Genomic DNA, 12,410 nt, shown 5'->3' on the forward strand with positions numbered 1-12,410 from the left:
TATAAACTTTTCCTTGTTACTTGTAAAATTCAGACTTTCAGTTTACAATAGAAAGTATGATAAAGATTGAAACTATATTAGATATTTTAAAGAAAGACGATCTCTTCCGTGAGATTATCGACCAAGGACATTACCACTATAATTTTAATGATGTAACTTTTGATAGCATCTGCTATGATAGCCGAAAAGCAAAAGATAATAGCCTCTTTTTTGTAAAAGGAGCTGCTTTTAAGAAGGAATTTCTTCTTTCGGCAATCTCACAAGGACTCGGTTGGTATGTAGCCGAGCAGGATTACGAAGTAGCCATTCCTGTTATCGTCGTTAGCGATATTAAAAAAGCTATGAGTTTGATTGCCATGGAGTTTTATGGCAACCCTCAGGAAAAATTGAAAATCCTTGCTTTCACTGGTACTAAAGGAAAAACTACGGCAGCTTACTTCGCTTACAATATCTTAAATCAGCAACATCGTCCAGCTATGTTATCAACTATGAATACGACTTTGGACGGTAAGACTTTCTTTAAATCTGCTCTGACAACACCTGAAAGCATCGATCTCTTTGACATGATGGCGCAGGCAGTTGATAATGGAAGAAGCCACCTGATTATGGAAGTTTCCAGTCAAGCATACTTGGTGAAACGAGTCTACGGCCTCACTTTTGATGTAGGAGTGTTCCTCAATATCAGTCCTGACCATATTGGTCCTATTGAACATCCAACTTTTGAAGACTACTTCTACCATAAACGTCTCTTGATGAAAAATAGCCGAGCAGTTGTCATTAATAGCGATATGGACCACTTCTCTGTTCTAAAAGAACAAGTTGAGAACCAAGAGCATGACTTCTACGGTAGCCAATCTGATAACCAAATCGAAAACTCCAAAGCCTTTAGCTTCTCAGCTACTGGTAAATTAGCTGGAGATTATGATATCCAGTTGATTGGACATTTTAACCAAGAAAATGCCGTGGCTGCTGGACTTGCCTGCCTTCGTTTAGGTGCTAGTCTTGAAGACATTAAAAAAGGGATTGGTACTACTCGTGTCCCTGGCCGTATGGAAGTTCTCACTCAGAAAAATGGCGCTAAAGTTTTCATCGACTACGCCCATAATGGTGATAGCTTGAAGAAATTGATCTCAGTCGTTGAAACACATCAGACTGGAAAGATTGCTTTAGTACTCGGATCAACAGGAAACAAGGGAGAAAGCCGTCGCAAGGACTTTGGACTTCTCCTCGATCAACATCCTGAAATTCAAGTATTCCTTACGGCTGACGATCCAAACTATGAAGATCCAATGGCCATTGCTGATGAAATTAGTAGCTACATCCATCGTCCTGTTGAAAAGATTGCTGACCGTGAGCAAGCTATCAAGGCTGCGATGTCTGTTACAGTTCAAGAACTGGATGCTGTCATTATCGCTGGTAAAGGAGCTGACTGCTACCAAATCATCCAAGGTAAGAAAGAAGACTATCCAGGTGATGCTGCTGTTGCAGAACGTTATCTATAGTATATTTAAAGAAGGCTAGGAAATATCCTAGCCTTATTTTTTTATAAAAATGAATCGTTCTTTATCAAATTCTACAGCCAACTCATACTTCCCATCTTCATTTTGAACAATGTAGCCTAATAAGACTAGACTATCAACAAAGATATCAGTTCGTTTCTGCATGAGCTGATCTTTTTTGAGGAACTTGAGCAAAAAAGTAGTCATGTACTTGAGAGCATACTCAGGATTGACATCCCCTAAAATTTCATACAGTCTCTGCTGTTCTTCCGTCAGTGGATACTGGAACTTGACCTTGTAGAAGTAATTAGACAAGGTCATCTTTTCCCTTGCAAAATCGGTGTGTTCTTCTAGGATAGCCGCATTGGTTTGATTGCGCAATTCTGTCTTAAAATCTTTCTCCAGGATTTCTTGATAAACAGGACTATCATCGCTCACAAAGACTTCTTGGTCTAGTTCAAGAAATTCTGTAGATTCTAGAAATGGGAGATTGAGATAATAGCGTTTATTCTCTCTCAAAATCAAACCCGCTTTAATGTATTCCTCCAAAAACTTATCAACTGGTATCTCTGGAAACTGAGCCTTGATTTCACGGAGGATAACATCATCATGCTGATCAAGATAGTCTACCAAATCTCTAAAGAATGGTTGTCGCGTCAAGCGAGATGGATTAAAAATCTGAATCATGAAGATTCCTTTCTTTACAAACTAAAAGTGGTGATGCTGCTAATTGACTCGGGTTAGTGCCAGGCTGATTCAGAGGTACAGGAAGACCCAACTCTCGATAATAGTCTTTCCAGAAATCACTGATTTCCTGTGTATCATCCCCAAACTTCATGGGAATGGTCTCAAAAATAGGGAGAATTTCTGCTATATACTGGGAACAATAGAAACCATCTCCATCTGGATAAAAGGACGCATTGTAGGGAGCCCCTAAAAGACTCTCTGCTCGCTTTTTGACCTCTGTACAATCAATCTGCTCATAGCAATAAAGGTCATAGACTTTCCCGTGTTCAAAGAATTCCTCAGGAGACTGAGCAAGAACACCACCTTCCACCGTAGCATGATAGACCTGTCCGTCCAAAAAGATGGCCACATGGCTATAGTGACCAGTAGATTCCTGGATAGCCTGCCCCATTTCTGTATCTTCTCTCACAAAAATCAAATCGCCATTTTCTAACATCTTTCTCTCCTAGAAAAAAAGGAGCCGAAACTCCTTTTTAACAATGGGCTTCCCCATCTATGATTATGCATTAAAGCTTTCAGTCAATTGTGGTACCACTTGTTTCTTACGTGAAACAGCACCTGGAAGGAAAGCGTGGTTGTTTTCAAGTTTGAAGTTGAAAGCTGCTTCTACCTTGTCCATATTAGCACCAAGAGCCAAAATTTCTGAGTTTGAGTTGACGATGTCTGTAATCATCAAGACAAAGTCAGAGTAGCCGTTAGCTGCATTTGCGGCTTGGATGGCTGCTTCGATTTCAGCTTGGCGGTCCAAGACTTCAGCAATATCAACTGTATTCACTTGAGCCACACGAACATTGTTTCCGTTGAGTTCAAATGTCTTGGCATCGATATCAATCAATTCTTCAGCAGATTTGCTTGCCAAGTTTGTACCAGCCTTGAGCATGGCAAGACCGTATTCTTCCAAGTTTACACCAGCCAATTCAGCCAATTCAGGAGCAATGACTTTATCTGATGGGTGAGTGGTTGGAGATTTCAAAAGAAGAGTATCTGAAATCAAACCTGATAGCATCAAACCTGCGATTTCTTTTGGAACAGCTACACCATGTTCTTTGAACATGCGGTATACGATAGAAGATGTGGATCCAACTGGTTCCAAACGCATGTAAAGTGGGCTGGCAGTTTCAAAGTTAGACACACGATGGTGGTCCACCACACCGTAAACTTCTACTTCAGCGATATCTGAAACAGATTGTTGGAATTCATTGTGGTCTGTTAAGATGACTTGCTCTGCATCTTCTGCTTTAGCAGATGTGATCACGCGCGGTGCTTCTACACCAAAATAGTTCAAGACGAAAGCTGTTTCTTCATTTGGAGTTCCAAGAGCAACCGCTTCTGTATCCAAACCGTAAGCTTCTTTTGCAAGGTAAGCAAAAGCTACAGATGAACCAATAGCATCTGAGTCTGGATTTTGGTGACCAAATACTAGAATCTTAGACATGATAATACCTCGTTTCTTTATTCTCTTTATTGTAGCATTTTTTTCAATTTTTGACAAAAATAAGAGGAGCCAAAGGACTCCTCATTACATATCAAAAGCATCGACTAAATTCTTATTTTGACACTCTTTGAGATAATGTTCTTTTTGCATGCGTGTCTTGCGCTTGAAAAGAGCTTCAGCAGACATGGCATCTTCCTTGCTGTCAAAACCTTCCGCAAAGATGAGTTTTACTGGCAAGCGAGCTCGTGTATACTTGGCTCCTTTACCGCTATTGTGCACGGCAATTCTTTTCTTCACATCTGTTGTATAGCCTGTATAGTAGGAACCATCACGGCACTCTACCACATACATATAAGCCTTATGATCCATAGTAAATCTCTTGAATTTCTGGTGTATAAGTACCATCACTATTATGAACAATGAGTGGTGGTAAAACCTTAAAACCACTAGTGGAGCCGTCCTTGATAGCTTCAATCAAAAGCATATTAGCTTCCTTCTCCCGTTTAGGATAAACAAATTGCAGACGTTTTGGAGCCAGATTATGCTGTTGGAGCGTAGCTAAGATATCTAATAATCGATCAGGACGATGAACCATTGCCAAACGTCCATTTGATTTGAGAATACTCTGGGCACTACGACAGATTTCCTTAAGATTGGTTGTAATTTCATGCCGAGCTAAAAGGTAATGCTCACTTTCATTCAGATTAGAATTTGGATCCACTTTAAAATAAGGCGGATTGCATAAAATCAAATCAACCTTGCTCCCCTGAATATGACTAGGCATATTCTTCAAATCATCACAGATGACCTGCATCTGTCCGTCCAGCCCATTTAAACGTACTGAGCGTTCAGCCATATCAGCAAGACGTTCCTGAATTTCTACAGATAGAATTTTAGCCTTGGTTCGGCTACTGGCAAACAGTCCAACAGCTCCATTGCCCGCACAGAAATCTACTATCAAACCATTTTTCGGAAAACGAGGAAAGCGTGACAAAAGTACACTATCCACCGAATAGCTGAAAACCTCTCTATTTTGAATAATCTTGATATCTGTAGAGAAGAGTTGATTAATGCGCTCTCCTGTTTTTAATAATTGTTCTTCGTTCATACTTCCATTATAGCAAAATATAATAACATCACAATGATTTGAGGGATATCAATTACTGTTTTTCTTTAAATGTTCCAAGGCTTCTCGTGTCCAAACAGGCATCATGCGACCAAGCGGCGCGAATCCATGTTTGATGCGATCATTCGAAAAACGTCTCCGTCTAGGAAGTTGATGTTTTTCTTCTTCCAAGGTACGAATGGAAAGGCTAGCCTTCCCTGTATATTCGTCAAAATCTACTACTTGTACCTGGACTTCATCACCGATTTTTAAAACCTCGTAAATATTTTCGATAAATCCTGTCCGAATCTCCGAAATATGAATCAGGCCTGTCACTCCTGTTTCTAACTCAACAAAAGCTCCATAGGGCTGAATCCCAGTAATACGGCCATTTAGCTTATCACCGATTTTCATTTTAGTCCTCAATTTCAATAGTTTCAATTACGACATCTTCAACTGGCTTGTCCATTGCACCTGTTTCGACACCTGCAATTGCATCCAGAACTTCATAAGAAGCTTCATCCGCAAGTTGACCGAATACAGTATGACGACGGTCTAGGTGAGGAGTTCCACCTTGTTCTGCATAAATCTCCGCAATTGGCTCTGGCCAACCACCACGAGCAATTTCTTTCTTAGAATATGGCAAGTGTTGATTCTGCACGATAAAGAACTGGCTGCCATTTGTATTTGGCCCAGCATTAGCCATAGAAAGGGCTCCGCGGACATTGTAAAGTTCTTCTGAAAACTCATCCTCAAAAGATTCTCCATAGATAGACTCTCCACCCATACCGGTTCCAGTTGGGTCTCCACCTTGAATCATAAAATCTTTAATAATACGGTGGAAAATCACACCGTCATAGTAACCATCTTTTGACAGAGCAATAAAGTTGGCTACTGTTTTAGGAGCATGTTCAGGGAAGAGCTTAATACGCAAGTCTCCGTGATTGGTCTTAATAGTCGCAATTGGACCTTCTACTGTTTCAATGTCTACTTGTGGAAAATGTAATTCTTTTTCTACCATACCAAATCCTTCTAAGGCATCAAAGATGCCATCTTCTTCTAATGTTTTTGTAATATAATCTGCTTTTTCTTTGATTTTTTCATGAGAAACACCCATAGCGACACTAATACCTGCATAATCAAAGAGCTCTAAATCGTTAAGTCCGTCCCCAAAAACCATCACATTTTCAGGTTTAAGACCTAATTGGTCTACTACTTTGGCAACTCCAGCTGCCTTAGAACCAGAAATAGGCACCACATCTGACGAATGTTCATGCCAACGTACCATACGTAAAGTCGATGCCAAAGTATCAGGCAAGACAAGGTCATCACCCTGCTCCTCAAAGGTCCACATCTGATAAATATCTTCTTTTTGGTAAAAATCAGGGTCCACCTCTAAATCAGGATAAATCGGGTCTATCGCCTGGCTAATCATCTCTGTTCGCCTTGATAGTTTAGCAGCTTGGCTTCCCACCAAACCATAATCAATCCCAACTTCTTTGGTCCAAGTAATATATTCTTCAACCTTATCTTTAGCAATTTTGTTACTATAAATGACATTGCCCTTTTTGTCCTCAATATAAGCACCATTCAAAGTTACAAAAAAGTCAGGCTTGAGATCACGAATCTCTGGAACAACACCAAAAATGCCTCGTCCAGACGCGATTCCTGTTAAAATTCCTTTTTCACGTAATTGTTTAAAAATCGTTGGAATAGTACTAGGAATAAAACCTGTCTTTGAATTTCGTAAAGTATCATCTATATCAAAAAAGATAATTTTAATCTTCTTAGCCTTGTATCTTAACTTGGCATCCATTATAATACCTCCTTCAATTCACTCTTTCCATTATACCATAAAGTAGAGAAATCCCACATCCCCAATAAAATCCTTGTCTCTTATCCAAATTCCTTTACTAGATACAAAACTAAATCATCATTATTTTGGCTAGTTGCATTCATTTCCAATCGTACAATTCATCTTTGACTTACCCACCTTTACTCTTTCTATTACCATTATAGCACGCCAAGGTCAAAAAAAACTATCTCATGAAAAATAGGTCCACCGGACCCCAACTCGCTCTCACATTTCAATGCTCGTGAAAAAAAGACCCGTCGGGATCTTAATTCGCTTTCTTATTTTCAAGCTCATGAAAAAGAGGTCCACCGGACCTCAACTCGCTCTCACATTTCAATGCTCGTGAAAAAAAGACCCATAAGGGTCTTTTCTTTAATCTTCGTTTACGAAAGGCATCAAAGCCATTACGCGAGCGCGTTTGATAGCTGTTGTTACTTTACGTTGGTTTTTAGCTGAAGTTCCAGTTACACGACGTGGAAGGATTTTCCCACGTTCTGAAACGAAACGGCTAAGAAGCTCAGTATCTTTGTAATCAACATATTCAATTTTATTTGCTGCGATGTAATCAACTTTTTTACGGCGTTTGAATCCGCCACGACGTTGTTGAGCCATGTTTTTTCTCCTTTATAGTATTAATTGTCCATTAGAATGGTAAATCATCATCTGAAATATCCAAAGGATTGGTTGATCCAAATGGATTTTCATCACGTGAAAAGTCTGGTACTGAATTTGTAGGTGCTGAATGACTGGCAGTTGGTGCAGAATAAGCTCCACCACTTTGTCCTTCACGAGCACTACGGCTTTCCAACATTTGGAAATTCTCAGCTACGACTTCTGTCACGTAGACACGTTGTCCTTGCTGGTTATCGTAACTACGAGTCTGAATACGACCTGTAATCCCGACAAGAGAGCCTTTTTTAGCCCAGTTAGCAAGATTTTCAGCCTGTTGGCGCCACATAACGACATTGATAAAATCAGCCTCACGTTCGCCATTTTGACTCTTGAATGTACGGTTTACTGCAAGAGTAAAAGTCGCAACTGCTACATTTGATGGGGTATAACGTAACTCAGCGTCACGTGTCATACGCCCTACAAGTACAACATTGTTAATCATAATCTACCTTCTTACGCGTCAAGTTTGACGATCATGTGACGAAGAATGTCAGCGTTGATTTTTGAAAGACGGTCAAACTCTTTAAGAGCTGCGTCGTCGTTTGCTTCAACGTTAACGATGTGGTAAAGTCCTTCACGGAAATCTTGGATTTCGTATGCAAGACGACGTTTTTCCCAATCTTTTGATTCAACAACAGTTGCACCGTTGTCAGTCAAGATAGAGTCAAAACGTGCTACCAAAGCGTTTTTCGCTTCTTCTTCAATGTTTGGACGAATGATATAAAGAATTTCGTATTTAGCCATTGATATGTTCCTCCTTTTGGTCTAATGACCCCAAGTCATTGCATGGGGTAAGTGAGGTTTGCTCACAATAAACTATTATACTAGAAAAAAATTTTTTTCGCAAGCTTAAAGTAAGTTATATTTTTCTTTTTAGAGTTTTTTTGCAGAAGTTTTTGTAATTTCATCTACGAGAATATTTTCATCCTCGAATTTCTTTTTCAATGATGAAAGATCAATGCTTCCCTCAATTTGTACTTCAATAACAATTTTACCATCCTTACGTGGAATATTAACGGTATGAGAGATATTAAGATTTTCCTCAACGATTAAAGAAACAATCTTACCTAAAACTCCAACTTCATTTTCTGTGATAAAACGAACACGGATTCCTTCTTCACCATATCCAGCGATTTCAAGAAAGGCACTGAATACATCACGATCTGTAATGACTCCATACAATTGTCCGTTGTCAACAACTGGCAAAATACCAATCTTATTTTTAAGCATGAGATAAGTTGCATCTTCTAAACTTGCATAGCCTGAGACAGTAACAACATCTCGAATCATGACGTCTTTTACTTTTGTCTTATTAAGTAGATAATTCATCTCGAAGATTGAAAGACTAGTCGCTTTTGAAGGACTAGCTTCAGCGATTGTCCCTTCTGTTACCAAGCCTACTAATTTATCATTCTCAATAACAGGGAGACGGTGCAAGCCTTGTTCGCGCATCAAATCTGCTGCGTGTGCAACAGTTGTATCAGGACTGATATAAACGACCTTGCGTGTCATAAAATCTTTAACTGCCATAGGAAATCTCCTTTATGTTTATAGTTTTATTATACACTTTTTACGGAAAGCTATCAAACGCTTTCATTTCTTTTTCAAGATTCAGAAAAATCTGAAGGACTTTACGAAAAAGAGCTCAACTTAGAGCCCTTAATCTTATACTTATGTAGATTGTATGATTGCTTTGCAATCTTTATCCGCCGACTAAAAAGGTCCCCCAGACTAGATGTTAATTGCTGACGCAATTTTTATCCGCCGACTAAAAAGGTCCCCCAGACCTTTTTAGCCACCTAGATATGCTTTTCTGACTTCATCTGATGCTGCGAGTTCTTTTCCTGTTCCTGATAGGACAATCTTTCCTGTCTCAAGAACATATCCTCGATCAGCGATAGCTAGTGCTTTATTAGCATTTTGCTCAATCAAGAGAACTGTTGTCCCTTGTTTTTGAATATCTTGGATGATATCAAAAATTTCTTGGATAAAGATTGGCGCAAGCCCCATTGATGGTTCATCTAATAAAAGTAGTTTAGGCGTTGACATGAGTGCACGTCCCATGGCAAGCATCTGCTGTTCACCACCAGATAGAGTAGCCGCATCTTGATTTTTACGTTCTTCCAAACGAGGGAAACGAGAGAAGACTTTCTTCAAATTTGCTTGATTCTCTTCACGATTTTTCTTAAGAAAGGCTCCCATCTCCAAGTTTTCCAAAACAGTCAAACCAGGGAAGACATGACGTCCTTCTGGTACTTGAGAAAGTCCTGATGCCACAATCTTCTGTGCAGGCATTTTTTGGATTTCTTGTCCCAAAAATTCAATTCGACCAGAACTTGGGCGCACAAGTCCTGATAGGGTACGAAGGATGGTTGTTTTACCTGCACCATTAGCACCGATAAGTGAAACAACTTCCCCTTCATTAACTTCAAAGCTCACATCACGTACAGCTTGAATCATACCGTAGTGAACTGAGAGGTTTTCAACTTTTAACATAGACATTAGGCTTCACCTCCAAGATAAGCTTCGATAACACGTTTATTGTTCTTGATTTCATCTGGGGTCCCATGAGCAATCAAACGACCGTATTCTAGAACATAGATACGTTCAGTGACTTCCATTACCAAGTTCATATCATGTTCAATCAGCATGATGGTGATCTTGAATTCATCCTTGATGCGACGGATCAACTCAGTCAATTCTGCAGTTTCTTGGGGGTTCATACCTGCTGCAGGCTCATCCAAGAAGAGGATTTTAGGTTCTGTTGCAAGGGCACGAACAATTTCCAAACGACGTTGTTGACCATAGGCTAAGTTTTTAGCTAAGGTTTCAGAATCACCATCTAAATCAAAGATTTTTAGTAATTCTAAGGCTTTGGCTTTTAATTCTTTTTCATTCTTATAAAAAGCTGGTAAGCGCAAGAAACTTGCAAAAACATGTTGTTCATGATGATTACTAAATGCAATAAGAACGTTATCCAAAACTGTCAAGTCTTTAAAGAGGCGGATGTTTTGGAAGGTACGCCCTAAACCAAGAGCAGCAATTTTATAAGGTTGCTTACCATTTAATAAGTGACCATCTAAGGTTACTGTTCCTTCACTTGGTTCATAAACTCCTGTCAGCAAGTTGAAGAGAGTTGTTTTCCCAGCACCATTCGGTCCAATCAGGCCAACAAGTTCACCTTCGTTCAATTCTAGAGTTACATCTCCAACAGCTGTCAGACCACCAAAATGCTTGGTTAACTGTTTTACTTCAAGTAATGCCATTAGTTTTGTCCCTCCTTCTTACCTTTTTTAAAGAGTCTTAATAGGCTCAACTCCCATGTTCCAAGAAGACCTCCTGGTCTGAAAATCATAACGAGTACCAAGGCCAAAGCATAGATAATCATACGAACGCTAGCCACGTCTTGAAGGAACATATTCAAAATACCAAGAACAATCGCAGCTACAATTGCTCCTGTAATTGATCCCAATCCACCAAATACAACGATAATTAAAACGTTGATAGAGTTGATAAAGCTATAATCTTTTGGCACAACAGAACCGATAAATCCAGCTTGAAGGGAACCTGCAATACTTGCAGTCATAGCTCCAAAGACAAATGCGATAATTTTGATTTTTGTTGTATTGACCCCGACAGATTCAGCTGCAATTTCATCTTCACGAACAGACAAGGTTAAACGACCGATTGGACTACGAAGGAAATTCAGCGTTGCAATTGTCGTAATCACGGCAAAAATGTATACCATTTGCCAATTAGTAAAGTTTGGAATACCGAGGATACCAGCAGCTCCGTTTGTTAAATCACCACCATTGACGATTAGGATACGGATAATTTCAGCAACCCCAAGTGTCGCAACTGCAAGGTAGTCCCCCTTCAAACGAAGGGTAGGAATTCCAACTACCAAGGCAACCAGACCAGCAATGATAGCACCGAGCAACATAGCTCCAAAGAATGCACCATAGGTTGGAGATTTTGATCCGATAATGGCTGCTGCATAGGCACCGATAGCCATGAATCCAGCATGCCCAAGAGAAAATTGACCAGAAAAACCAACGATAAGGTTAAGTCCTACTGCAAGAATAATATTGATACCAATTTGTTCTAGAATCTGAATATGGAAAAGGTTTAAAATACCAAACGAAACTAATAAGCTAATCACACCATATCCAAGCAACAAAAGGAGCAACCAGAGAATATTAACTTTTAAATTTTCTTTCATTGTTTACACCTTCTCTTTCACATTCTTACCAAGGATACCAGCTGGACGAACAATCAAGATCAATAGCAAGATTCCGTACACGATAGCATCACGGAAATCTGACATTCCGAAGGCTGTTGCAAAAGTTTCCAATAGTCCGATTACAAAACCTCCGAGAGCTGCACCAGGAATAATACCGATACCACCTAAAACGGCAGCCACGAATGATTTAATACCTGGAGTCATTCCCATCAATGGTTCAAGAGAGTTGTAGTAAAGGGCAATCAAGACACCTGCTGCACCAGCAAGAGCTGAACCTAAGGCAAAGGTGAAACTGATTGTACGGTTTACGTTAATCCCCATCAATTGAGCTGCATCACTATCTACAGATACGGCACGCATAGCTTTCCCCATTTTTGTTTTTTGCACGATGAGTTGCAAAAGAATCATCAAGACAATCGAAACTGTCAAAATCAACAATTGAATATTTGTTAGACTGATTGGACCCAAGTCATAACGAACTGTTTGGATTGCTTGAGGGAAGGCACGTGTATTGGCACCTACTAGATAGACCATTCCATACTCAAGCAAGAAGGATACCCCGATAGCAGTAATCAATACAGAGATACGAGTTGAATGTCGGAGTGGACGGTAGGCTAGAAACTCGATGATAACACCGAGAATAGCTGAACCAATCATGGACAAAATTAAGGCTAAAAAGAAATTTAAATGGAGGGCATTAATCAAGAAATAACCCATGAAAGCACCCATCATATAGATATCACCATGGGCAAAGTTAATAAGCTTGATAATTCCATAAACCATAGTATAACCTAGGGCTAGCAAGGCATAGACACTACCCAAGATTAAACCATTGACAAGTTGTTGAAGCATAT

At 39.7% G+C, this 12,410-nt stretch carries 16 protein-coding genes and 1 pseudogene; 1 reads left to right on the forward strand and 16 read right to left on the reverse strand.

The genetic code is table 11. The annotated features are described in order from the left end of the window. Positions 1–56 precede the first annotated feature (56 nt). On the forward strand, positions 57–1,502 hold the full coding sequence (locus tag QM859_RS04225) for a UDP-N-acetylmuramoyl-L-alanyl-D-glutamate--L-lysine ligase (RefSeq protein WP_414262237.1): 1,446 nt from the start codon (positions 57–59) through the stop codon (positions 1,500–1,502). A 33-nt stretch (positions 1,503–1,535) separates the two neighbouring features. On the opposite strand, the gene QM859_RS04230 is transcribed toward QM859_RS04225, so the two are convergent. From QM859_RS04230 to QM859_RS04305, 16 genes and pseudogenes are all read right to left on the reverse strand, one after another. After that, the gene (locus QM859_RS04230; protein ID WP_414262238.1) at positions 1,536–2,186 is read right to left on the reverse strand and encodes a DUF1803 domain-containing protein; all 651 of its coding nucleotides are present in this window, start codon (positions 2,184–2,186) and stop codon (positions 1,536–1,538) included. Beyond that, the gene (locus QM859_RS04235) at positions 2,170–2,682 is read right to left on the reverse strand and encodes a YiiX/YebB-like N1pC/P60 family cysteine hydrolase (RefSeq protein WP_414262239.1); all 513 of its coding nucleotides are present in this window, start codon (positions 2,680–2,682) and stop codon (positions 2,170–2,172) included. Before QM859_RS04235 ends, QM859_RS04230 begins: the two co-directional genes overlap by 17 nt. Positions 2,683–2,745: 63 nt before the next feature. Further along, positions 2,746–3,681, reverse strand: a complete 936-nt coding sequence (locus QM859_RS04240; protein WP_036755260.1) for a manganese-dependent inorganic pyrophosphatase — start codon at positions 3,679–3,681, stop codon at positions 2,746–2,748. 84 nt (positions 3,682–3,765) lie between these two features. Further along, entirely contained in the window at positions 3,766–4,050 is a 285-nt protein-coding gene (locus QM859_RS04245) for a GIY-YIG nuclease family protein (RefSeq protein ID WP_414262240.1), read from the reverse strand. Further along, positions 4,040–4,789 (reverse strand): tRNA1(Val) (adenine(37)-N6)-methyltransferase, encoded by a 750-nt coding sequence (locus QM859_RS04250; RefSeq protein WP_004252383.1) that lies wholly within the window; start codon positions 4,787–4,789, stop codon positions 4,040–4,042. The genes QM859_RS04245 and QM859_RS04250 overlap by 11 nt, the downstream gene beginning before the upstream one ends. Positions 4,790–4,837: 48 nt before the next feature. After that, a complete protein-coding gene (locus tag QM859_RS04255) occupies positions 4,838–5,200 on the reverse strand; it encodes a S1 RNA-binding domain-containing protein (RefSeq protein ID WP_004252382.1) in 363 nt (120 codons plus the stop codon). A gap of 1 nt (position 5,201) precedes the next feature. Beyond that, positions 5,202–6,602 carry a bifunctional Cof-type HAD-IIB family hydrolase/peptidylprolyl isomerase gene (locus QM859_RS04260; RefSeq protein ID WP_414262241.1) on the reverse strand — a complete coding sequence of 467 codons (1,401 nt, stop codon included), beginning with the start codon at positions 6,600–6,602 and terminating at the stop codon, positions 5,202–5,204. A gap of 80 nt (positions 6,603–6,682) precedes the next feature. Then, a pseudogene (locus QM859_RS04265) lies at positions 6,683–6,751 on the reverse strand (GNAT family N-acetyltransferase); the annotation flags it as partial. Positions 6,752–7,013: 262 nt separating this feature from the next. Further along, complete coding sequence (gene rpsR, locus QM859_RS04270) at positions 7,014–7,253, reverse strand: 30S ribosomal protein S18 (protein ID WP_000068664.1); 240 nt, start codon at positions 7,251–7,253, stop codon at positions 7,014–7,016. Positions 7,254–7,284: 31 nt separating this feature from the next. Then, on the reverse strand, positions 7,285–7,755 hold the full coding sequence (gene ssbA / locus QM859_RS04275; RefSeq protein WP_016466131.1) for a single-stranded DNA-binding protein SsbA: 471 nt from the start codon (positions 7,753–7,755) through the stop codon (positions 7,285–7,287). Positions 7,756–7,766: 11 nt separating this feature from the next. After that, positions 7,767–8,057, reverse strand: coding sequence for a 30S ribosomal protein S6 (rpsF, locus tag QM859_RS04280; RefSeq protein ID WP_002896497.1), 291 nt, complete (start codon positions 8,055–8,057; stop codon positions 7,767–7,769). A gap of 129 nt (positions 8,058–8,186) precedes the next feature. Then, positions 8,187–8,843, reverse strand: a complete 657-nt coding sequence (locus QM859_RS04285; protein WP_006148127.1) for a CBS domain-containing protein — start codon at positions 8,841–8,843, stop codon at positions 8,187–8,189. 261 nt (positions 8,844–9,104) lie between these two features. Further along, entirely contained in the window at positions 9,105–9,815 is a 711-nt protein-coding gene (locus QM859_RS04290) for an ABC transporter ATP-binding protein (protein WP_006151996.1), read from the reverse strand. Continuing rightward, entirely contained in the window at positions 9,815–10,579 is a 765-nt protein-coding gene (locus QM859_RS04295; protein WP_414262242.1) for an ABC transporter ATP-binding protein, read from the reverse strand. Before QM859_RS04295 ends, QM859_RS04290 begins: the two co-directional genes overlap by 1 nt. Further along, positions 10,579–11,535 carry a branched-chain amino acid ABC transporter permease gene (locus QM859_RS04300; protein ID WP_414262243.1) on the reverse strand — a complete coding sequence of 319 codons (957 nt, stop codon included), beginning with the start codon at positions 11,533–11,535 and terminating at the stop codon, positions 10,579–10,581. The genes QM859_RS04295 and QM859_RS04300 overlap by 1 nt, the downstream gene beginning before the upstream one ends. Positions 11,536–11,538: 3 nt before the next feature. After that, positions 11,539–12,408 (reverse strand): branched-chain amino acid ABC transporter permease, encoded by an 870-nt coding sequence (locus QM859_RS04305; RefSeq protein WP_004252371.1) that lies wholly within the window; start codon positions 12,406–12,408, stop codon positions 11,539–11,541. Positions 12,409–12,410: the final 2 nt, after the last annotated feature.

Origin of the sequence: Streptococcus infantis (assembly GCF_047463175.1) — a bacterium.
In the GTDB taxonomy this organism is placed as follows: Bacteria; Bacillota; Bacilli; order Lactobacillales; family Streptococcaceae; genus Streptococcus; species Streptococcus infantis_AC.